Below are 22,037 nucleotides of genomic sequence, written 5' to 3' on the forward strand. Positions count from 1 at the left end.
TCGGCCGCCGATCCACTCCGCCACATTCCGCCTTTTCGATCAGCGCCGCACCGGTTCCACGATCACCCGGCCCTGGATTTCCTTGACACGGCGGGTATCCGTGTCCAGAGCCGCCTGGTCGTCGGCGGCGAGAATCACCCAGCCCAGGCTGGTGAACAAATCCTCCGTAACGGGGACCTGTTCACCATTGGCATAGGGCAGGGCCATCCGCTGAAAGGAGGGGAGGTCCTGTACGGCGTTGAATACCTCTGCATTTCGCAGAATTCCCTCGCGCGGGGAGGTGAGCCAGACGACCCGCACCGGCCGGAGGATCCGGTAGCCCTCGGTGAAGGTGCCCGGCCCGTCCAGGCAGTGCCGGACGGTGCGGTCGATGTGGCAGTCGCCGGTGGCCAGCCGGGCCGAGTAGTTCAGGCAGCTGCCGACCAGCCGGGCCGCGATCTCGATGAGCCGGGGGCCGTCGGAGGTGAGGATCACCTCGGTGTGCGTGGGGCCGTTGCGGACCCCGACCGCCTCGGCCACCCGCCGGGTGTAGTCGCCCAGCACCGCCACCAGCGGATCGTCGGGCTGCAGGTAGTCGAGGCAGTCGTAGACCCCGATCCGGTCGCCCTTGGCCCACTTGCTGTAGCGGCTCACCGTGACCAGGCCGAACCGCCCGTCGACGGAGTAGGTGTCGACGACGTACTCGGCGCCCTCGGCGAATTCCTGGATCAGGACGAGGTCGTTGGTGAGGTCGAAGCGGTTGACCGACCCCAGCAGCCGTTTGAAGTACGGCCGCCAGTCCTCGCCTTCGGCCACCTTGTGCACGTCGTCCGTGCCGCCGCTGCGGCACGGCTTGAGCACCAGCGGCCTGCCCTCCAGGCCGTTGCGGACGATCCACGCGGCGGCCTCGTCCATGTCGCCGGTGGCGATCTGGCGCAGCGGGGGCACCCCGCCCGCCTCCAGCGCTTGGGCCATCGCCCATTTGTCGCGCCGGGCCTCGGACAGCTCCAGCGCGTTCTCCGTGCCCGGTGCGAGCGCCGCGATCAGCCGGTCCACCAGCATGACCGCCGACTCGTTCCCGGGGACGACGGCCACCGGGTCGTAGCCCCGCACGGTGGCCACGAGGTCGTCGAAGTTCCGGCCGTCCTCCGAATCCCCCGCGTAGCAGTGCACTTGGTGGAACTTCTCCGGCGTCCAGGTGCGCCGGTAGGAATTCAGCGGGCCGGGGGTGCTCAGCACCGCCACCGGTTCCACACCCCTGTCCCGGAAGGCGTTGGCGAACTCCGCCGCACCCGCATAGGGATCGACGAGAATGACGTAGCGTTGCATTCCATTCCTCCGCGATCGGCGCTGCCGCACATCATGTGCCGGTCACACGTCCTGGGCCGGCCGCCGTCTCCGTGTCCGGCCCGATGGGCTCCTCCCCCGCGTCGGCGGCCTCCTCCGCCTGCCCCAAGGGGCGTACCCCCCACCAGGCGGCGGCCACCGCGAGCAGCCCGACGATCCCGCACCCCAGCCAGAGTCCCGCGTGGAAGCGGTTCCAGAGCATGACCCCGACGAATGGGCCGAGCGCGGTGCCGAGTCCGTACAGGGAGTTCGACGCGCCGAGGTAGCGTCCGCGCAGCTCGGGCGGTCCGGCCTGGGAGGGGTAGGCGAAGAACAGCGTGGGGTAGCCCACGATCTCGCCGAAGGACCAGACCAGGGTGCCGATGACCAGCGCGGCCAGGCCCCACGGCAGCGCGTACAGGGTCATGCCGACGCCCGTGAGCAGCACCCCGGAGATCACCGCGAGCCGGGCCGGCCAGCGCTGCACCACCTTGGCGACCAGCAGCTCGCAGGTGATCACGAGGAAGCCGTTGAGCGACACCATGGACGCGTACACGCCGGTGCCGTATCCCTCGTGACGTACCGTCAGGGGAAGCGTGGAGACGTACTGGATGTAGATCATCGAGCTGGCGAACATCGCCACCAGGAACAGCAGGTACTTCCGGTCCGCCAGCACCGCCATGTAGCTCGGCTTCCGCTGCCCGGCGGCGTCCGGCGCCGCTTCGGACGGCTGTGCCGCCTCCTCGCCCCGGCCCTTCGGCAGGGTGGTCGCGGCGATGGCCGCGAAGATCAGGACGGCCACGGACTCGCCCCAGAACAGGAAGTCCCAGGAGACCTGGACCAGCGCCGCGCCCAGAAGGGGCGCCGCCGTGGTGCCGAGGTTGATCGCCAGCCGCACCATGGCGAAGATCATGACCTGCCGGTCCGCCGGTATGAGCTGGCTGATCATGCTGGTGGAGGCGGGCCGGTAGGCCTGGCCGGCCGCCGCGCCGACGGCGATGACCGCGAGGATGGCACCGTAGCTGTCCAGGTAGAGCACGGCGGGCAGCAGCACCGCCGAGCACACCAGGGTCGACATGATGGTCAGCCGAGGGCCTATCCGGTCGGACATCCCGCCGCCGGTCAGTACGCCCAGGACCGTCCCGGCCCCGTACACCCCCAGCGCGCCGCCCGCCTGGGTGGCGGAGAAGCCGCGCTGGGTCAGGTAGAGCACGATGAAGACCTGGATGAACCCGCCGAGCCGGTTGACCATGGTGCCCAGGAGCAGAGCCCTGACCGCCGCCGGAGACTCCCGCCACACCGTCTTCACACCGGCGCGCTGCTGGTCTCCCACCACACCACCTCCTGGCCGGCTGCCGGCCCGTTGATCGCCCCGTCTCCGGCAACTCTGCTGCCGCCCGCGCCCGAGCAACAGCGGCAGGACTGCCCGGCAACCACGAATTGCTGCCACCGCCCGCCGGGTTGGGCAGGGGGTCCCAGCGGGGCCGCCGGGACCAATGTCCTATGGCGGCGGGCCACCCTGCCGTACGAGTGTGTTCCGCAGCAGCGAGGCACCGGAATTGAAGTGCACAACGGTGGTGCACCACGGTCGCGACGGGAGTTCTCATGGCCGCACGAATCACTGTCGATCCCGGAAAGCTCAGCCAATTCGGCCAGGCCGCCGGAAGCACTTTCTGCTTGGTGACGAATCCCGAACTGACCGATGCGCTGGAGGTGGCGGAGACCGCCGCCTACGACCGGTTCCTGACGCTGACCATCAGCGCGGGCGAGCGCTTCGAGGATCTGCTGGAAAAGAGCATTCCGGAGCCGGCCCATATTCTCGTGATATCCCCGTACCGGTTCTTCGAGTCCCCCGACCCGTCCTTGGTCGGGCGCCGGAAGATCATGGGTATGGCGTGCAATTCCACGCCCACCACGCTCACCGAGATCCGGCATTTCCTCGGGGTGATGGAACGCACCTCGGCCGCCGAACAGGGCGCTTTCTCCGACACGTTCTTCGAGATCGCCGAGGAGGCCGGCCACCTGGAGTACGTCGACCCCCGGCACGGCACCCGCGCCGTCATGGACCACCTGCGCGACGGCCTGGTGTGGAACCAGCAGGCCGGCCCGCTCGACTGGGGCGACCAGCAGATCGTCCCGGCGGGCGAGATCAGCGTGCTGCCGATCGAGATCCGGGAGTTCCAGGAGGACCTGCGGCTGCCCCTGGAAGGCGAGATCACGCTGCGCGGCTACCCCATCCTGCACAGCGGCACGCCGTCGTTCTCCCGCGCCGACCAGGCGCGCATCCACTCCCGGCTGTGGACCATGCGCGACAACGCCATCAAGGCGGTCGTGGAGGACGGCCGGATCACGCACCTGACGGCGCTCGACGCGGGCGCGGCCCCGGCGCTGGAGATGCTTGAGCAGATGTTCGCGGTGGACTCCCGCTACCGCATCGTGTGGGAGATCGGGCACGCGCTCAACACCGCGCTGGACATCCTTCCGGGCAACCACGCCATGAACGAGGTGTACGGCGGCACCGAGGGCTGCCTGCACTACGGGCTGGGCCTGACGCCGTTCACCCAGTACCACCTCGACATCATCTCGCCCGACACCCGCGTCGTGAGCGACAACGGCCCGTCCCTGATCGGGCACTTGGACCACCCCACCGTCGAGCGGGTCGTCTCCGTCTGAACGGCCAGGGGTGTGCACCACCGACATCGCCGACAGGAGGTGACAGTGATGAAGGACAAGAAGATCAAGGTTCAGAAGAACCGCAACTACCTGGGCACGCTGCTCGGCTGATCACCGTCCCGTGGCGGGGCCCTCAAGGCCCCGCCACGGGTTCACCGGGCACACGGTCATGCCGGCAGAACCCGAAGGAGTGCGCCCGTGTCACCGCTGGAAATCACCGCAAGCGACTTCGGCCAGTTCGGCGAACCGTCCGGCACCTTCTGCCTGGTGACGGACGAGAGCGGCGGCAAGGCGATCCACTGCCTCCCGGGGCGGGGATACGACCGGGTCCTGCACCTCACGCTGCCCGACGGACAGAGCCTGGGCGAGCTCCTCGACGCGCGCGTGCCCGCGGACGCCCATGTGCTGGTGGCCTGCCCCGGCCGGTTCGTCACCTCGCCGGGCCCCCGTGAACTGGGCGGGCGGAAGCTGTCGGTGCTCCCGGCCGGCTCGACCCCGCTGACGCCCGGCCACGTCGCCTACCTCCTGCAGACCGCGGCCCGTACGGACGTGGCCCGCCAGGAGGCGCTGGCCGAGGAGTTCTTCGGACACGCCGAGGCCTACGACCGGCTGCTGATCACGGACGACGAGGCGGGCTGCGAGGCCGAGTTCGACCACACGGCGGGCGAGTGCGTGTGGAACCAGCAGGCCGGGGTGCTCTCCCCCGGCGAGCAACAGGTCTTCCCGTCGGGCAAGCTGAGCGTGACGGCCGCCGAGATCACCGTCTTCTCCCCCGAGGCCCGGCTGAGCGGGCTGACCGGCACACTGGCGCTGCGCGGCTGGCCCATCGTCCACCGCGGCGCCGACCCGGCCGACGAGCCCGGCCAGCAACGGCTGTTCGAGGCCCTGGCGCCGCTGGTCTCCCACCCCGTATGGCTCACCGTGACCGGCGGCGTCATCGAGGACGTCACCGCGCCGGACGCCGCCGCCCGGCCCGCCGCCGAGGCGCTCGACGCTCTGCTGGGCACCGAACCGCTCTACCGCACCATCTGGGAGCTGGGCTTCGGCATCAACACCACGACGGAGATCATCCCCGCCAACTGCGGGCCCAACGAGGTCCACGGGGCCTCCCACGGGGTGGTCAACCTCGGGCTCGGGGTCACCCCCACCACCCGCTTCGCCCTCGCCTTCCTCTGCCCGCGCAGTTCGCTGCTGACCCCCGACGGCACCCCGGTGCTCGGTGCCCGCAGGGCCGTGCGCCGCGGACGGATGCGGCGGGTCTCCAGCGCGAGCTGCGGCTGCCACTGACCGGCCGCCACCCGACCGTCCCAAGGAGGACACCATGCCGTCCAGGCCCGGACTGCGCGAGCGCGTCGACGCGCTCCTCGACTCCTTCATCAAGGACTTCTACGAGACCGTCCCCTACGCCCGGCACCAGAAGAGCGCCGAGAAGATCGACCTCGAGTACTACAAGCGGCACAACATCGAGACGATCCTGCGGCTGCGCCGCAAGCGCACCATCGACGCGCTCGCCATCAAGTACTTCACCAAGAAGGACCCGGTGCAGGCCAAGGCCTGGGCGCACTACACCGACGACGAGATGCTGCACGACCGGCTCTTCGCCGCCGACCTGGCGAAGGTGGGGGTCTCCAAGGAGGAGATCTACTCCACCGAACCGCTGCTCTCCACCAAGCTGCTGACCGGGTACCTCCAGTACGGCATGGAGTTCGAGGACAGCCCCCTGGCCCTGATCGCCAGCGTCTACTTCGTGGAGTACACCACCACCCGCACCCAGCCGGAGTGGCTGGACAACCTGGAGAAGGTGCTGGGCGCGGACGAGGTCAAGGGCCAGCGCGCGCACGTCAACACCGACCTGGACGACGACCACGACGACTTCGTCTGGCGCGTGTTGACCAGCCTGGTCACCACGGACGAGGAAGAGCGCGCGGTCGAGCGGCACCTGCACCACATCTACTGGCTGTGGAAGCTGTACTTCGTGGAGCTGCACCAGCGCACCGTGCTGGGCAAGGAGGGCGAGCAGATCGCGCTGCCCACCGCGGCCGAGGCCTGAGGGCCCCGGGGTGCGGGGCCCGAGCGGCCGGGCGGCTGCGCCCGGCACCCCCGGGGCGGCCCGCGCGGCCGGGCAGCCGGGCGCCGAGGTGCTGGCGCTGCCGCCCGGCCGGCTGCTGCCGCCCGCGACCGAGCGGTGGATCGTCGACGGCCTGGTGACGGCCATGCCCGACCTGCGGGCCCGCGAGCTGTTCGCCGAGCGCCGCGACATGCTCACCGAGGCCGACTACGTGGTGGCGGCCGTGGACCGGGAGCGGGACGCGGTCGTCGCCCTGCTCACCTCGCGGTGGGCGGCGCTGCCCTCGGGCCGGAGCTGTCTGCACGTGATGACCCAGTTCGTGGGCGACGCCTACCGGCACGGGGCACTGTTCGCCGCGAGCTGGGCCGCCCACTTCCGCGGGCTGCTGGCCGACGGGCACGCCTTCCCCGAGGTGATCGCGCTCAAGACCTACAACCCGGTGGTGCACTGCGCGATGGCCGCGTTCGCCGGGCATCCGGACATCCGCATGTACCCCGACCTCACGGGGGCCGACCTCACGGGGGCGCCCCGCACCCCCGATCCGCTGGCGGCCGAGGTGGCGGAGGCCCTGGTCCCCGGGCACCCGTTCGACCCGGTGCAGGGGATCTTCCCCGGCATCGGGCGGCCCCGCGACCTCTACCGCAAGCGGCCCCTGAGCTCGGTGCCGGCCGTCAACGCCCACTTCGCCGACCGCCTCGAACCGGCCGACCGGCTGCTGTGCATGCTGCACGTCCCCACCGAGGCCGGGCGGCACGCCATCCTCACGGCCCTCGGCGTACGGCCGCCCGGGCCCCGTCCGTAGCCCACCCCGGAAAACGAGAGGGCGGCCATGCACCGGCTCTTCCCCCTGGACTACGCCCAGGCACGCGCGGACTTCCTGCGGGCCGCGAGCGCCGCGGGCGCGAGCCTGCGCAGCCACCGGCTGCCCGGCCGCCACGGCCCCGACGGCTCGCAGCTGACCGTGGACACCGCCTACACGGGCCCGAAGGACGCCTCCCGGCTGCTGGTGACGGTCTCCGGGACGCACGGCATCGAGGGCTTCTGCGGCTCCGCCTGCCAGAGCCGCGTCCTGCTGGAGGAGGGCCTGGCACGGGCCGCCGGGCCGGACACCGGCGTCCTGCTGGTGCACGCCCTCAATCCGTACGGCTTCGCCTACCTGCGCCGCGTCAACGAGGACAACGTCGACCTCAACCGGAACTTCGTCGACCACGGTGCGCCGCCGCACAACGACGCCTACGACCGGGTGCACCCGGCCCTCCTCGGCCACGGCCGCGCCCGCTTCTCGCCCGAGGAGACCACCGCGGAGCTGCTCGGCCTCCGTGACCGGCTGGGTGCGCGCACCTTCCAGGAGGCCGTCACCCGGGGCCAGTACCGGCATGCGGACGGCCTGTTCTACGGCGGTGAGCGGCCCGTGTGGTCGCACCGGGTGCTGCGCCGGATCGTGGCGGAGCACCTGGCCGGTGCCGAGCACATCGCCTACATCGACCTGCACACCGGCCTCGGCGAGCGCGGCACCGGCGAGCCGATCTTCCGCGGCGGCCGCGACGCGGGCGCGCACGAGCGGGCCCGCGCCTGGTACGGGGCGGCGCTGACCGCCTCCGAGGAGGGCACCTCCTCCTCTACCGTGATCGTCGGCAACACCGCGACCGCGGTCGCCGACGGGCTGGCCGAGGGCCAGGAGCTCACGGCGATCACCCTGGAATTCGGCACCCTGCCCGGACCCGAGGTGCTGCTCGCCCTCTGCGCGGACAATCTGCTGCACCTGCGGCAGCCGCCGGAGTCCGCGGTGCGGGCGCCGGAGAAGCGGCTCATCCGTGCGGCTTTTGCGCCCGTGGACGACGACCGGTGGGGCACGGCCGTGCTGCGCCGGGCCAGGGAGGTTTTCGATCAAGCCCTCAAGGGGCTGGCGAGTTGCGATACGAAGGCGAAGTGATCGCCTGAGGCACATATCGCATGGTGAGACGGATGACATCTCGCTTGCCGCGGCCACGGAGACGGGCGGAGAAGGCGTTAGTCTCTTGAGGGAGGACTCTTATGGCAGGGTCCGCCCCGCCCGTCCCACCACGAGCAGACATAGGAGTCCGCCGCCGTGGCCATCTCCGTCTTCGACCTCTTCTCCATCGGCATAGGTCCGTCCAGTTCCCATACGGTCGGCCCGATGCGCGCTGCCCTGATGTTCGCGCGCCGCCTCAAGAACGAGGGTCTGCTGGCGCACACCACGTCCGTCCGTGCGGAGCTCTTCGGCTCCCTCGGCGCCACCGGCCACGGCCACGGCACCCCCAAGGCCGTCCTGCTCGGCCTGGAGGGCCACTCCCCGCGCACCGTCGACGTGGAGATCGCCGACGCCGAGGTCGAGCGGATCCGCGCCACGAAGCGGCTGCGGCTGCTCGGCGCGGAGATAGGTTCCAGCCACGAGATCGACTTCGACGAGCCGACCCAGCTGATCCTGCACCGCCGCCGCGCACTGCCGTACCACGCCAACGGCATGACGCTCTTCGCCTACGACGAGAGCGGCGCCCCGCTGCTGGAGAAGACCTACTACTCGGTCGGCGGCGGCTTCGTCGTCGACGAGGACGCGGTCGGCCAGGACCGCATCGTCCTCGACGACACCGTCCTGAAGTACCCCTTCCGCACCGGCGACGAGCTGCTGCGCCTCTCCCGCGAGACGGGCCTGTCGATCTCGGCCCTGATGCTGGAGAACGAGAAGGCCTGGCGCACCGAGGACGAGATCCGCGCAGGCCTGCTGGAGATCTGGCGCGTGATGCAGGCGTGCGTCTCGCGCGGCATGTCCCGCGAGGGCATCCTCCCCGGCGGCCTCAAGGTCCGCCGCCGCGCGGCGAACACCGCCCGGCAGCTGCGCGCCGAGGGCGACGCGCAGGCCCGCGCGATGGAGTGGATCACCATCTACGCCATGGCCGTCAACGAGGAGAACGCCGCGGGCGGCCGCGTCGTGACCGCCCCGACGAACGGCGCCGCGGGCATCATCCCGGCGGTTCTGCACTACTACATGAACTTCGTCCCCGGCGCGGACGAGGACGGCGTCGTCCGCTTCCTGCTCGCCGCCGGCGCGATCGGCATGCTCTTCAAGGAGAACGCCTCGATCTCCGGCGCCGAGGTCGGCTGCCAGGGCGAGGTCGGCTCCGCCTGCTCGATGGCCTCCGGCGGCCTCGCCGAGGTCCTCGGCGGCACCCCGGAGCAGGTCGAGAACGCGGCCGAGATCGGCATGGAGCACAACCTGGGCCTGACCTGCGACCCGGTCGGCGGCCTGGTGCAGATCCCCTGCATCGAGCGCAACGGCATGGCCGCCGCCAAGGCCGTCACCGCCGCCCGCATGGCCCTGCGCGGCGACGGCCGGCACCACGTCTCCCTCGACAAGGTCATCAAGACCATGAAGGAGACGGGCGCCGACATGAAGGTCAAGTACAAGGAGACGGCCCGCGGCGGCCTCGCGGTCAACGTCATCGAGTGCTGAGGACGCCCCAGGCGCCCTGAAACACCACGAAACCCCGCCCGCGACGCACTCGCGGGCGGGGTTTTCTCGTGGGTCATTCGTCCCGGGTCTGCGCGCGCAGCCAGCCCAGATAGGCGTCGCTGCCCGCCGTGACGGGGGTGGCGACGATCTCGGGGACGTCGTAGGTGTGCTCGCGCGTGAGGTGCGCTTCCAGCGCCGCGTAGCGGTCGGCCGTGGTCTTGAAGAGGATGCGCCATTCCGTGGCGGTCCCGGCCTCGCCTTGCCAGCGGTAGACGCTGCTGAGGGGGCCGTCGATCTGGGCGCAGGCGGCGAGGCGGTGGTCGATGACGGTCCCGGCGAGGCGGCGGGCCCGTTCCTCGCTGTCGATCGTGGTCATCACGAGCAGGTGGTCGGCGTCCGGCATGGCGCCGACGGTAGCGCAGCGGTCGGCGTTGTCAGTGGTGGCGGTTACGCTCGCCGGCATGAGTTACGCAGACCTGCGCGAACTCCAGAGCGCGCTCACCACCGCCTCGGACATCGCCTTCTCCCTCGAAGCCACCCCCGCGCCGCACGAGGCCGACCAGCTGGCGGACGCGCTGCGCCGGGCGCTGGCCGCGGCCTCGGCGCTGGGCGCCGCGGCGGGGGTCACCGGCTGTGCGGAGCATCCGCGCGGGGCGGTGGACCCGCTGTTCGGCGACAAGAACGATCCGCTGCCGCCCGGCTGGGGCCGGTGCCTGCTGTGCAACGACCGGCGGCGCCGGGCCGGCGCGCAGCGGCGTGGCTGGCGCTGACCCGGGGCCCTCGCCCTGGCCCGTAACACGACGGGTCAGTGCTGCTGTGCGGCCCAGAACTCGTCGAAGGACAGCAGGCCGTCGCCGTTGGCGTCCCGCTTGTTGATCAGTGCCTGGGCCACCGTCTCGGTCACGTTGAAGTCGCCGAGCTCGGCCATCACGCTCTTGTACTCGGCGGCGGTGATGAAACCATCGCCATTGACGTCGAACCGCTCAAAAGCCTTGCGTGCTGCGTCCATGTCGGCCATGCGGGCCTCCCCTTGGTGTGATTGACGGACCGGCACAGACTAACCGCCGGTCACCAGGCGCATATAGCGGTCCCAGTCCCAGTGCGGTCCGGGGTCGGTATGGGTGGATCCGGGAACCTCGACATGGCCGATGATGCGGTCGCGGGTGCGGGGGATGCCGTAGCGGTCGCAGACCGCCGCGACCAGCTTGGCGGAGGCGCGGTAGAGGGCGTCGGTGAAGTATGCGGGGCGGTCGATCCAGCCCTCGTGCTCGACGCCGATGCTGCGGGTGTTGTAGTCCCAGTTGCCCGCGTGCCAGGCGATGTCCTTCTCGCGCACGAACTGTCCGATGTAGCCGTCGGCGGAGGCGACCATGTAGTGCGCGGAGACCTTCGCCTTGGGGTTCTGGAAGATCCGCATGGCGTCGCCGAAGGTCTCCTCGGTCACATGGATCACCACGAACTCGACAGGGTAGGCATCGGGCCGGTCGGAGACGGTGAAGTTGGCGCCGCTCGCCGGAATCCAGTGGGTGGGGGGCTGCGGGGAGTCGGGCTGTTCCATGGGGGCTCCCGGGTCCGTACTCGCCAAGCGCGAACATGACACGGCTCATGACACGGCGAGGACGGGGCGAGCGCAAGGACTCCGGCCACGGCGATCCAAAGAGTTGCGGAACGCCGCATAAAAATAAGATTCACACCCGGCTTTATTCATGGAATGCAAGGCGGGTGGCACACATCACCTTGCGAAACGAGGTTCCGGTTTGGGTGTCCTCTGCCCCGTCTGTCATAGTCGACGGGCACGACCCCCATTGACCCGGGCCAGGTCGTCATGGCGCCGCGGGAGCACACCCCAACTTCTCCCGCGGCCGTACGAAGAGGCCCCCGGCCCGTCGCATTCCGACGGATGGGGGCCTCTTCGTTTACCGGTCCACCACGCGCATCTCGAACCACGTCGTCTTCCCGCGCGCCAGCAGGTCCACGCCCCAGCGGTCGGAGAGCTTGTCGACGAGGAAGAGCCCGCGCCCGCTGGTGTCGAGCTCGCGCACGGGCAGCAGCACCGGCAGCCCGCGCGAGGGGTCGCGCACCTCTATCCGGAACCAGCCGCGGCGGCGCAGCATGCGCAGCCCGAAGTAGCGGGCGCCGGTGTGCCGGACGGCATTGCCGACGAGCTCGGAGACCAGCAGCACGGCGTGCTCGGTGAGCTGGGCCGAGAGCCCCCAGTGCCGCAGCACGACGGACTGGGTCAGCCGGCGGGCGGCGGCGGCCGACTCGGGGCGCGAGGGCAGCCGGACTTCGCCGAGGGTGGGGTTGCCGAACAGCTCGAGCGCCTTGAGCGCCAGTTCATCCTCAACGGTCGGCGTCCACCGGGCAGGGGCCGTGCCGACCCGTTGCCGCGGCTGCTCCGTTCCCTCCAGGCCCGCCATGCACCCCATCATGGCCGTCGTCACGGCGCCACGGAGTGGAACCTCGGGATTCGATTCAGCGGAGGCGAGGCTTCCGCGCGCCCCCGCCGACATATGCCAGTGGCCCCGTTGCCCCCGCGGCACCTCAACTGACCTGCGGCGACCCAGGGGGCACGGAAGATCGTCCAGGCCATGGCACAGGGGCGTGCGGGCGGGTGCGCACACCTGACAGAATTCCCCCGCACGAGGCAACCGCCGGTGTACGCCCCCATGGGAGCAATGCCCCCAACCGCCGTCGGATCAGCTGAACTTGGCCTTCCCCGGACCGTCCTCCACAAAGCTGCGCATACCGATCTCGCGGTCCTCGGTGGCGAACAGCCCGGCGAACCAGTTGCGCTCGATGGCCAGTCCGGTGTCGATGTCGGTCTCCAGGCCGGTGTCCACCGCCTCCTTGGCGGCGCGCAGGGCGATCGCCGGTCCGGCCGCGAGCCGGGCGGCCCAGGCGTGCGCCTGCTCGTAGACCTCCGCGGCCGGGACGACCCGGTCGACGAGGCCGAGGGCGAGCGCCTCGGCGGCGTCGACCTGACGGCCGGTGAAGATGAGGTCCTTGGCCTTGGACGGGCCGACCAGGCGGGCCAGGCGCTGGGTGCCGCCCGCGCCCGGGATGAGGCCGAGCAGGATCTCGGGCTGGCCGAGCTTGGCGTTGTCGGCGGCGATCCGGAAGTCGGCGCAGAGCGCGAGCTCGCAGCCGCCGCCGAGGGCGTAGCCGGTGACGGCCGCGACCACGGGCTTGGGGATGCGGGCCACGGCGGTGAAGGAGTCCTGCAGGCCGCGGGAGCGGGAGACCATGGCGGCGTGGTCCATCTCCCGCATCTCCTTGATGTCCGCGCCGGCCGCGAACACCTTCTCGCCGCCCCAGATCACCACGGCACGGACGTCCGTGCGCCGGGTCAGCTCGTCGGCGAGCTCGCGGAGCCGGTCCTGGGTGGCGGTGTCCAGCGCGTTCATCGGCGGCCGGTCCAGGCGGATGGTGCCGACGCCTTCGGCGACCTCAAGATGCACAGTCATGACAGCAGGTTAGCTGCGGTTAACAACGTGCGCCCCGGTGCACTTGGTCACAGTGCACCGGGGCGGAGGCGTTTTCGGTCAGCGGCCCTTAGGCGGGCAGCCGGGGCTCAGCTGTCCTGCGGGGCGTCCTTGGACCAGTCGGCCCAGGACAGGTTCCAGTCGCCGAAGCCGTTGTCCGGCGCGATCGTCTTGTCGTCGGAGTTCTTCACGATGACGACGTCGCCGATGAGGGAGTTGTTGTAGAACCACGCGGCGGGGGTGGAGGAGTCGCCGCCGCCCCGCTGGTCGAACAGGCCGACGCAGCCGTGGCTGACGTTCTCCGAGCCGAAGGTGCCCTCGCCCGACCAGTAGTTGCCGTGCACGAAGGTGCCGGAGGTGGACAGGCGCATCGCGTGCGGCACGTCCGAGATGTCGTACTCGCCGCCGAAGCCGACCGTGCGGCCGTCCATGCGCGTGACTTCGTACTTCTCGCTGATGACCATCTGGCCGTTGTACGTCGAGTGGCCCGGGCCGCCGGCGGAGATCGGGACGTCCTTGAGGAGCTTGCCGTCGCGCTCGACCTTCATGGTGTGGGCGGCGGCGTCGACGGTGCTGACCTGGCTGCGGCCGACGGTGAACTTCACCGTCTTGTTCTGCGTGCCGTAGACGCCCTCACGGCCCTGGACGCCGTCGAGGTTCATGGTCATGGTGACCTTGGTGCCGGCCGCCCAGTACTTCTCGGGCCGGAAGTCCAGGCGGTCGTTGCCGAACCAGTGGCCCTTGATGGGGACGGAGGGCTCGGCGGTGACCTTGATCGCCTTCTCGACGGCCTTGGGGTCGGTGATGCCACGGCTGAAATTGAGCGACACCGGCATGCCCACGCCGACGGTGCTGCCGTCTTCCGGCGTGAAGTAGCCGACGAAGGTGTTCTGCGGGGTGAGGGTGGTGAACGCCGCGTGCTTGGCGGACTGGCGGCCTTCCTTGTCCTTGGCGATCGCGTCCACGGCGTACTTGGTGGAGGCTCCCAGGTGTCCCGACGGCTCCCAGGAGGAGCCGTCGCCGGATATCTTGCCGTCCACCGGGTTGCCCTTGGCGTCGGCGACCTTGACGGAGGTCAGGCTGCCCTTCTGGGCCGTCACCTTCAGGGAGCCGCTGGTCGCGACGTCGCTCGCGCCGTCCTTGACGGATATCTCCACCACGGCCTGCGAGGGGCCGTCAGCGGCCTTCGCACTGCCGGACTTGCCCCCGCTGTCCGAGCCACCACAGGCGCTGACGAGCGTCAGCACCGACCCGAGCAGCAGCGCCGGCAACACAGCACGACGGCCCCGGCTCCTCGATATCGGCTGCACGTTCAAAACGATCCGTCTCCCCTCGCACGGCCCGCGGCCACGCGGCGCCCCCTGAGCGCTGTCGAGCGCCTGTCGATAGATAACCACACGTCACCGACATCGCTGACCTATCGAATGTCACCGTTCAGTCCCGAATGGGAGAGGTGATACGAACCGTGCGCCTGTGGTGAAGGCGATGGCCGAAGTGAAGCGGTAGTTTCCGGCCGCCGTCAACTCCCCGACGGACCGTCAGCCGACGGGGTGACTACCGGGCTCCGCCGCCCCCGAGCGCCGACCCCGCCCGCCAGGCCCCCCATGGCATGTTCCAGCCGCTCAGCCCGTTGTCCGGCGCGACCACCCGCTCCGCGGAATGGACCACCTCGACCACGTCCCCGACCAGCGACGAGCCGTAGAACCAGCCCGCCGGACTGGACGGGTTGCCGCCCTGCTCGTCGCGCAGGCCGATGCAGCCGTGACTGGTGTTGAGCACCCCGAACGTCCCCGGCCCGGCCCAGTAGTTGCCGTGCAGGAACGTTCCCGAGGCGGTCAGCCGCATCGCGTGCGGCACATCCGAGATGTCGTATTCGCCACCGAAGCCGACGGTGTTCCCATTCATCCGGGTAACGTTAAATTTCTGGCTGATGACCATCTTGCCGTTGTAGGTCTCGGTGCCCTGCGCGCCCGCCGTGATGGGCAGGATCGCCAGCGGCTTGCCGTCGCGCACGACCCTCATGGTGTGCGCGGCCGCGTCCACCGTGCTCGTCTGGTCGCGGCCGACGGTGAAGGCGACGGTCTTGCGCTGCAGCCCGTACACGCCCTCCGCGCCCCGCACGTCGCGCAGCCGCAGATCCATCGTCACCCGGGTGCCCGCGCGCCAGTAGTGACGGGGGCGGAAGTCGAGGCGGTCGTTGCCGAACCAGTGGCCGACGACCTCGGTCGCCGGCCGGGCGGTGATGCGGACGGCGCGTTCGACGGCGGCCCGGTCGGCGATCGGCCGGTCGAAGGAGAACGAGACGATCATGCCGGTGCCGACGGTGGACTGCGGCTCGGGCGTGAAGTAGCCGATGAAGCGCTGGGAGGGCGCGTACGTGCTGAACCCGGTGTGCCGCCGGGAGCGGCGTCCGGAGGGGTCCCGGGCGACCACGTCGACGGTGTAGCGGGAGCCGAGGCGGGGCGCGTCGCCGGCGGACTCCGGACGCCAGTCGTGGCCGTCGGCGGAGATGCGGCCGGGCACGGTCCGGCTGATGCCCTGGTGCACCTCGGTGACCTGCACCCCCTCCAGCCGGCCACGCGGCGCGCGCACTTCCAGGCGGTCGGTGGCCTGCACACCTTCCGCCCGGTCGCGCGGCAGGACGCGGATCAGCTCGCCCGACGGGCGCGCGTCGTCGGTGACCGCGGTCCTCGGGGCCACGGAGGTGCATCCGGCGAGCGCGACCAAGGCAACCAAGGTGGCCAGTCGCGCCGCGAGGGCCGGCCGCCGAACCGGGCGCATGCGTGCAAGTGTCACATTGCTCCCAACGACGCGCTCCGCCGCGGGAAACGTGGCTGCACTCGCTTGCTGCACCCGATCACACGTGTGAGCGCATGCGTGGATCTGGGAAGAACGGGGAGAAGGACGAAATCGCCAGACACCCGGTCCCGGGAAGCCGGGTGCCCGGCGCGCCACCCGAGAGCCGCCGGAGGCGAACACGTGTCGAGCGCAGCGGTGCAAGAGGTGTGGCCGGGCAGCCCGGAACCGCTCGGGGCGACGTTCACGGCGGGCTCCGACAGCGCGGCCGGGACGAACTTCGCGTTGTGGGCGGGCGGCGCGGAGGCCGTGGAGCTGTGCCTGTTCGACGATGACGATGACGACGACGGGCCCCATGCGGGTGAAACACGTCATCCCCTCAAGGAATTGACGCACGGCATATGGCACGGTTTCCTGCCCGGCGTCCTGCCGGGCCGCCACTACGGCTACCGCGTCCACGGCCGCTGGGACCCCTGGACGGGCGCCCGCTGGAACCCGGCCAAGCTGCTGCTCGACCCGTACGCACGCGCGGTCGACGGCGAGTTCCGGCTGCCCCCCGAGGTGTACGGGCACGTGCGCGACTGGCCGCAGCAGCACATCGCCGACACCGTCCGCGACGAGCGGGACTCCGCGCCCTTCGTCCCCAAGGGCGTGGTCGTCGCCGATGACGACGACTGGTCGGACGACCGCCGGCCCCGTACGCCCTGGCCCGACACGGTCGTCTACGAGCTGCACGTCCGCGGCTTCACCATGCGTCACCCCGGCGTCCCGGAGCGGCTGCGCGGCACCTACGCGGGGCTGGCGCACCCGGCGACCGTCGAACACCTGCTGCGGCTGGGCGTCACGGCCGTGGAGCTGCTGCCGGTGCATCAGTTCGCCCACGAGGACCACCTGCTGCGGCGCGGCCTGCGCAACTACTGGGGCTACAACTCGGTCGGCTACTTCGCGCCGCACGCCTCATATGCGGCCTACGGCACCCGCGGCCAGCAGGTCGGCGAATTCAAACAGATGGTCAGGGCCCTGCACGCGGCCGGCATCGAGGTCATCCTCGATGTGGTCTACAACCACACCGCCGAGAGCGGAGAGCTGGGCCCGATGCTCTCCCTGAGAGGCATCGACAACCGCCGCTACTACCGGCTGCAGGCGGACCCCCGCCGCTACGCCGACTACACCGGCTGCGGCAACACCCTCCACGTCGTCCAGCCGCAGGCGCTCCGGATGATCACCGACTCGCTGCGGTACTGGGTGACGGAGATGGGCGTCGACGGCTTCCGCTTCGACCTCGCGGCGGCGCTGGCGCGCACCGCGGACGGCGTGGACATGCTCGCGCCGTTCCTGTCGGTCGTCGCCCAGGACCCCGTGCTGCGGCGGGTCAAGCTGATAGCCGAGCCCTGGGACGTGGGCCCGGGCGGCTACCGGACCGGTGCCTTCCCCCCTCTCTGGGCCGAGTGGAACGACCGCTACCGCGACGCGGTGCGTGACTTCTGGCGCAGCGCCCTGCCGGACGTACGGGACCTGGGCTACCGGCTCTCCGGCTCCAGCGACCTCTTCGGGTGGGGTGGCCGCCGCCCCTGTGCCTCCGTCAACTTCGTGACCGCGCACGACGGATTCACGCTGCGCGACCTCGTCAGCTACGACCGCAAGCACAACGAGGCCAACGGCGAGGGCAACCGGGACGGAAGGGACGACAACCGCTCGTGGAACTGCGGCGCCGAGGGCGAGACCGACGACGAGGCCGTGCTGACCCTGCGCAGGAGGCAGGCCCGCAACCTGCTGGCCACGCTGCTGCTGTCGACCGGTGTGCCGATGCTGGTGGCGGGCGACGAGATGGGCCGCACCCAGGGCGGCAACAACAACGCCTACTGCCAGGACAACGAGACCGGCTGGGTCGACTGGTCGCCCCCCGCGGACACCGGCCACGGCTCCCTGACCGACCTGTGCGCCCGGCTGCTCGCCCTGCGCCGCGCCCATCCCGCCCTGCGCAGCCGCGCCTTCTTCACCGGCCGCCCGCGAGGCGCGGACGGGGTGCGGGATCTGGCCTGGTTCACGCCGGGCGGCACGGAGATGACGGAGGCCGACTGGTACGCCAGTGCCACCACCCTCGGCATGTACCTCTCGGGCCTCGACCTTCCCGACGACCGGCACGGCACCCCCCGCACCCACGACAGCCTCCTGGCCGTCCTGCACGCGGGGCCCCGCCCGATCCGCTTCACCCTGCCGGGCCCGCCCTGGGCCGAGTCGTACGCCCTCCTGGTCAACACCGCTTTGGAGGACCAGTCCGCGGCCCCCCGCGTCCGCCGCCCGGCGGGCGGCCGCGTCATCGTCCGGGGGCGCTCGGTGCAGGTGTGGCGGGCGCAGACACCTGCGTCCTAGGCCGGAAGTCCTCGGCAGAAAATCCCGGTGGGCGTTGTCGGTGCCGGACCGTAGTCTCCCTCTGATGACCGGAACCGGGGAAGTGCCTCAGCGATCGGAGCGCCGCTCGGCAGTGCGCTCGTTGGTGCGGTTATGGCCGTATGTGCGCCCCCTGCGCGGCAGGTTGGCGGTGGCCGCGTGCGTGGCGGTGGTGGCCTCGTGCATGAGCCTGGTCATTCCGCTGGCGCTCAAGTGGATCGTGGACGGTCCGGTGGCCGACCGCGATCCGGCGGGGGTGTGGCTCGGCGGTGTGGTGCTGCTGGTGCTCGGGTGCGCGGAGGCCGCCCTGTTCGGGGTGCGGCGGCTGCTGCTCGCACGGCCGCTGGCGCGGGTCGAGGCGGACATGCGGGCGGCGCTCTACCGGCACCTGCAGCGGCTGCCCGTCTCCTTCCACGACCGCTGGCCCTCGGGCCAGCTGCTCTCCCGCGCCACCGGCGATCTCTCGCTGATCCGGATATTCCTGTCGTTCCCCCTGGTGTTCCTGCTGGTCAACGCGGTCACGATCGCGGTCGGATTCGTCGTGCTCATCCAGCAGCAGTGGATGCTGGGGCTGGTGCTGCTCGCGCCGGTCGTCCCGATGATCGCGGTGTGCTCGGTCTTCGAGGAGCGTTACTCCCGCAAGGCGCGCACGGCGCAGGACCAGGTGGGCGATCTGACGACGCTGATGGAGGAGAGCGTCCTCGGCATCCGCATCATCAAGGGGTTCGGGCGGCACCGCGGCCAGGAGGGCGCCTTCGCGGCGCTGGCGGGGCGCTTGCGGGCGACGGAAATGGACAAGGCGGGGCTGCTGGGCGCCTTGTGGGCGCTGATCATCACGCTGCCCGAGCTCGCCGTCGGAGCGGCGCTGGTGCTCGGCGTGCGGCAGGTGGCCGACGGCGCGCTGTCCGCGGGCACCCTGGTGGCGTTCCTGTCGACGGCGCTGGCGCTGCGCTGGCCGGTGGAGTCCATCGGGTTCCTGCTCGCGGTGACCAATGACGCGGCCACGGCCACCGACCGCTTCTTCGAGGTGATGGACGCCCGCGACCCCGCCGCCTCCCGCGCCGTGGCCTCCCGGGCCCCGGCCGCTGCGCGCGAGGGCGGACTGCGCCTGGAGGGTGTGGAGTTCCGCTACCCCGACGCGCCGGCGGACGCCCCGCCCGTCCTGCGCGGCGTCGACCTGCACATCCGCACCGGCGAGACCATGGCCCTCGTCGGCACCACCGGCAGCGGCAAGACCACCCTCACCGCGCTGATCCCCCGGCTCCACGAGGCGACCGCCGGGCGGATCACCCTGGACGGCGCCGAGATCACCGCGCTGCCGAGGGAGCGGCTGCGCGAGCTGGTCTCCGTCGCCTTCGAGGAGCCGACGCTCTTTTCGGCCACCGCCGGGGAGAACGTCCTGATGGGCGCGGCGGACGCCCGGGAGGCCGAGCTGCTGCGCGCCCTGGCGGTCGCCCAGGCGGACTTCGTGCACGCCCTCCCCGAGGGCCACCGCACCCAGGTGGGAGAGCAGGGCCTGAGCCTGTCCGGCGGGCAGCGCCAGCGCCTCGCGCTGGCGCGCGCGGTGATCGGCAGCCCCCGCTTCCTCGTCCTGGACGACCCGCTCTCCGCGCTCGACGTGCACACCGAGGCCCTCGTGGAGTCGGCCCTGCGCGACGTCCTCGCGACCACGACCGCCCTCGTCGTCGCCCACCGGCCCTCCACGGTGCTGCTGGCCGACCGCGTGGCCCTGCTCTCCGGCGGTTGCATCACCGCGGTGGGCACCCATTCCGAACTCCTCGGTTCCAGCCGGGAGTACGCCTCACTCATGTCCGGCCCGGAGTCAGAGCAGGAGCACCGGCGATGACCGACCTCTTCGACCGCGACGTGCTGCCCGCCCCCAAGGGCGCCTCCCTCGCGCTGCTGCGCTCGCTGCTGGCCCCCGTCCGTGGCCGGGTCCGCCTCACGGCGCTCCTCCTGCTGCTCCAGCAGGCCGCCGTCCAGGCGGGCCCGCTCCTCGTCGCGTACGCCATCGACCGCGCCGTCCCCGCCCTGCGCCGCGGCGACTACGGGCCGCTCGCCGCCGTGGGCGTCGGCTATGCGCTCTGCGCGGTGGCCTCCGGCCTGCTCCAGCTGGCGTTCGTACGGGTGTCGTCGCGCGTCGGCCAGGACGCACTGTTCGAGCTGCGCGGCCGGATCTTCCGGCACGCGCAGAGCCTGAGCGTCGACTTCCACGAGCGCTACACCTCGGGACGGCTGATCTCCCGGGCCACCACGGACGTCGAGGCCATCCGCGAGCTGCTCAACGACGGCCTCCAGGAGCTCGTCGGCATCGTGCTGTCGGTGCTCTACGTCTCGGCCACGCTGCTCCTGCTGGACTGGAGCACGGGCACCGCGGCCCTGCTCTCCCTCGCGCCGCTGTGTCTGCTCGTACGGTCCTACCGGCGCCGGGCGATGGCGGTCTTCCGCAGGCGCTCCACGGCGATCGCGGCGGTCATCGTGAAGTTCACCGAGACCATGAACGGCATCCGGCCGGTGCAGGTCTTCCGCCGCGAGCGCGCCAACGACGCGCACTTCGACGAGCTCAACCACCGCCACCGGCAGGCCAACGGCGACGCCATGCTGGAGATGGCCCGCTATGTGGTCGGCTCCCGCCTGACGGCCAACGTGGCGCTGGCCGCCATCGTGATGTGGGGCGCCTACCGGGTGGCCTCGGGCTCGCTGGCCCTGGGCGTGCTCGCCGCCTCGGTGCTGTACCTGCGGCGGCTGTACGACCCCATCGACCGGCTGGGGATGTTCCTCAACTCCTACCAGTCGGCGGCCGCTTCCCTGGAGAAGATCGCGGGCCTGCTCGCCCAGCGCCCCACGGTGCCCGAGCCCACGGCGCCCGTGCCGCTGCCCGCGCGTCCCGCGGACCGGCCGGGCCGCGAGGCCGTCTTCGAGGGCGTGTCCTTCGGTTACCGCACGGGCGGCGAGGTGCTGCCCCGCTTCGACCTCACGCTGCGGGCCGGCCGGACGGTCGCGATCGTCGGCGCGACGGGCGCCGGGAAGTCCACGCTGGCCAAGCTGCTGGCGCGGTTCTACGACCCGACGCACGGCCGCGTGCTGCTGGACGGCGTCCCCCTCGGCGAGATCGCCGGTTCCCAGCTGCGGCGCGAGGTGGTGATGGTGACGCAGGAGGCCTTCCTCTTCTCCGGCACGGTCGCCGAGAACATCGCCATCGGCCGCCCCGACGCCACCCGCGAGGAGATCGAGCGGGCCGCCAAGGCCATCGGCGCGCACGACTTCATCACCGCCCTGCCCGAGGGCTACGACACGGACGTCCGCAAGCGCGGCGGCCGGATCTCCGCGGGCCAGCGCCAGCTGGTCTCCTTCGCGCGGGCGCTGCTGGCCGACCCCGCGGTCCTGGTCCTGGACGAGGCGACGTCCTCGCTGGACATCCCGGGCGAGAAGGCGGTGCAGCGCGCCATGCACACGGTGCTGCGCGGCCGGACGGCCGTGGTGATCGCCCACCGGCTGTCGACCGTGGAGATCGCGGACCGGGTGCTCGTGATGGCCGACGGCCGTGTGGTGGAGGACGGCACTCCGGCCGAACTCGTCGCGGGCGACGGGCGCTTCGCTGACCTGCACCGGGCCTGGCGGGAGAGCCTTGTGTAAACGCCCGGTATACGGACATCGATCTTTGGCCAACGAACATTTTCCGGCCAAGTTGTTGACGCGCCCCTGACACTCGCCGGGCGGCGGTGGGACTCTTCACCTCAACTGGCGCGGGGCACCCCCACACCCTCACACCCCACCTCCCCGCGACGGCCCGACACTTCCCCCCTTTCTCCACAGCTCTGCCGTGCTCTGCCCGGACGGCCCTCTC

General features: G+C 71.2%; 20 protein-coding genes. 10 read left to right on the top strand and 10 right to left on the bottom strand.

The features are described 5' to 3' along the window. Nucleotides 1–39: 39 nt before the first annotated feature. Together FHS39_RS00920 and FHS39_RS00925 are read right to left on the bottom strand one after the other, a co-directional pair. A complete protein-coding gene (locus FHS39_RS00920; RefSeq protein ID WP_184345816.1) occupies nucleotides 40–1,308 on the bottom strand; it encodes an ATP-grasp domain-containing protein in 1,269 nt (422 codons plus the stop codon). 31 nt (nucleotides 1,309–1,339) lie between these two features. Then, nucleotides 1,340–2,638 carry an MFS transporter gene (locus FHS39_RS00925; protein ID WP_343069288.1) on the bottom strand — a complete coding sequence of 433 codons (1,299 nt, stop codon included), beginning with the start codon at nucleotides 2,636–2,638 and terminating at the stop codon, nucleotides 1,340–1,342. 347 nt (nucleotides 2,639–2,985) lie between these two features. Here FHS39_RS00925 and FHS39_RS00930 point away from each other — a divergent pair, with 347 nt between their 5' ends. From FHS39_RS00930 to FHS39_RS00955, 6 genes are all read left to right on the top strand, one after another. Continuing rightward, complete coding sequence (locus FHS39_RS00930) at nucleotides 2,986–3,978, top strand: hypothetical protein (RefSeq protein WP_343069289.1); 993 nt, start codon at nucleotides 2,986–2,988, stop codon at nucleotides 3,976–3,978. Nucleotides 3,979–4,176: 198 nt separating this feature from the next. Continuing rightward, nucleotides 4,177–5,265 (top strand): PADRE domain-containing protein, encoded by a 1,089-nt coding sequence (locus FHS39_RS00935; RefSeq protein WP_184345818.1) that lies wholly within the window; start codon nucleotides 4,177–4,179, stop codon nucleotides 5,263–5,265. A gap of 34 nt (nucleotides 5,266–5,299) precedes the next feature. Next, the gene (locus FHS39_RS00940; protein WP_184345819.1) at nucleotides 5,300–6,028 is read left to right on the top strand and encodes an iron-containing redox enzyme family protein; all 729 of its coding nucleotides are present in this window, start codon (nucleotides 5,300–5,302) and stop codon (nucleotides 6,026–6,028) included. Between the two features lie 10 nt (nucleotides 6,029–6,038). Then, the gene (locus FHS39_RS00945) at nucleotides 6,039–6,848 is read left to right on the top strand and encodes a hypothetical protein (protein ID WP_184345820.1); all 810 of its coding nucleotides are present in this window, start codon (nucleotides 6,039–6,041) and stop codon (nucleotides 6,846–6,848) included. 27 nt (nucleotides 6,849–6,875) lie between these two features. Then, nucleotides 6,876–7,979 (top strand): M14 family metallopeptidase, encoded by a 1,104-nt coding sequence (locus FHS39_RS00950; protein WP_184345821.1) that lies wholly within the window; start codon nucleotides 6,876–6,878, stop codon nucleotides 7,977–7,979. A gap of 156 nt (nucleotides 7,980–8,135) precedes the next feature. Further along, nucleotides 8,136–9,518 (top strand): L-serine ammonia-lyase, encoded by a 1,383-nt coding sequence (locus FHS39_RS00955; protein WP_184345822.1) that lies wholly within the window; start codon nucleotides 8,136–8,138, stop codon nucleotides 9,516–9,518. 73 nt (nucleotides 9,519–9,591) lie between these two features. Here the strand turns inward: FHS39_RS00955 and cutA are convergent, their stop codons facing one another. Further along, nucleotides 9,592–9,921: a divalent-cation tolerance protein CutA gene (gene cutA, locus FHS39_RS00960; RefSeq protein WP_184345823.1), complete on the bottom strand. Its 330-nt coding sequence runs from the start codon at nucleotides 9,919–9,921 to the stop codon at nucleotides 9,592–9,594. A 58-nt stretch (nucleotides 9,922–9,979) separates the two neighbouring features. Between cutA and FHS39_RS00965 the strand changes: the two genes are divergently transcribed. Beyond that, the gene (locus FHS39_RS00965) at nucleotides 9,980–10,288 is read left to right on the top strand and encodes a hypothetical protein (RefSeq protein WP_184345824.1); all 309 of its coding nucleotides are present in this window, start codon (nucleotides 9,980–9,982) and stop codon (nucleotides 10,286–10,288) included. Between the two features lie 35 nt (nucleotides 10,289–10,323). On the opposite strand, the gene FHS39_RS00970 is transcribed toward FHS39_RS00965, so the two are convergent. From FHS39_RS00970 to FHS39_RS00995, 6 genes are all read right to left on the bottom strand, one after another. After that, nucleotides 10,324–10,536 (bottom strand): EF-hand domain-containing protein, encoded by a 213-nt coding sequence (locus tag FHS39_RS00970; RefSeq protein ID WP_184345825.1) that lies wholly within the window; start codon nucleotides 10,534–10,536, stop codon nucleotides 10,324–10,326. A gap of 39 nt (nucleotides 10,537–10,575) precedes the next feature. Continuing rightward, nucleotides 10,576–11,076, bottom strand: coding sequence for an N-acetylmuramoyl-L-alanine amidase (locus FHS39_RS00975; protein WP_184345826.1), 501 nt, complete (start codon nucleotides 11,074–11,076; stop codon nucleotides 10,576–10,578). A 358-nt stretch (nucleotides 11,077–11,434) separates the two neighbouring features. After that, nucleotides 11,435–11,938, bottom strand: coding sequence for an ATP-binding protein (locus tag FHS39_RS00980; protein WP_184345827.1), 504 nt, complete (start codon nucleotides 11,936–11,938; stop codon nucleotides 11,435–11,437). Between the two features lie 279 nt (nucleotides 11,939–12,217). After that, entirely contained in the window at nucleotides 12,218–12,985 is a 768-nt protein-coding gene (locus FHS39_RS00985; protein WP_184345828.1) for an enoyl-CoA hydratase/isomerase family protein, read from the bottom strand. 107 nt (nucleotides 12,986–13,092) lie between these two features. Beyond that, a complete protein-coding gene (locus FHS39_RS00990; protein ID WP_184345829.1) occupies nucleotides 13,093–14,277 on the bottom strand; it encodes an Ig-like domain-containing protein in 1,185 nt (394 codons plus the stop codon). A gap of 280 nt (nucleotides 14,278–14,557) precedes the next feature. Then, nucleotides 14,558–15,784, bottom strand: a complete 1,227-nt coding sequence (locus tag FHS39_RS00995) for a L,D-transpeptidase (protein ID WP_184345830.1) — start codon at nucleotides 15,782–15,784, stop codon at nucleotides 14,558–14,560. 198 nt (nucleotides 15,785–15,982) lie between these two features. On the opposite strand from FHS39_RS00995, the gene glgX reads away from it, so the two are divergent. After that, the gene (glgX, locus tag FHS39_RS01000) at nucleotides 15,983–18,172 is read left to right on the top strand and encodes a glycogen debranching protein GlgX (protein WP_343069291.1); all 2,190 of its coding nucleotides are present in this window, start codon (nucleotides 15,983–15,985) and stop codon (nucleotides 18,170–18,172) included. A gap of 87 nt (nucleotides 18,173–18,259) precedes the next feature. Here the strand turns inward: glgX and FHS39_RS25630 are convergent, their stop codons facing one another. Beyond that, nucleotides 18,260–18,388 carry a hypothetical protein gene (locus FHS39_RS25630; protein ID WP_281396759.1) on the bottom strand — a complete coding sequence of 43 codons (129 nt, stop codon included), beginning with the start codon at nucleotides 18,386–18,388 and terminating at the stop codon, nucleotides 18,260–18,262. Here FHS39_RS25630 and FHS39_RS01005 point away from each other — a divergent pair. Both FHS39_RS01005 and FHS39_RS01010 read left to right on the top strand, forming a co-directional pair. Then, a complete protein-coding gene (locus tag FHS39_RS01005) occupies nucleotides 18,375–20,036 on the top strand; it encodes an ABC transporter ATP-binding protein (RefSeq protein ID WP_246469742.1) in 1,662 nt (553 codons plus the stop codon). The two genes, FHS39_RS25630 and FHS39_RS01005, sit on opposite strands and share 14 nt — an antisense overlap. Continuing rightward, the gene (locus tag FHS39_RS01010) at nucleotides 20,033–21,826 is read left to right on the top strand and encodes an ABC transporter ATP-binding protein (RefSeq protein ID WP_184345832.1); all 1,794 of its coding nucleotides are present in this window, start codon (nucleotides 20,033–20,035) and stop codon (nucleotides 21,824–21,826) included. The genes FHS39_RS01005 and FHS39_RS01010 overlap by 4 nt, the downstream gene beginning before the upstream one ends. The last annotated feature ends 211 nt before the right edge of the window (nucleotides 21,827–22,037 follow it).

This window comes from Streptomyces olivoverticillatus, assembly GCF_014203555.1.
Taxonomy (GTDB): domain Bacteria; phylum Actinomycetota; class Actinomycetes; order Streptomycetales; family Streptomycetaceae; genus Streptomyces; species Streptomyces olivoverticillatus.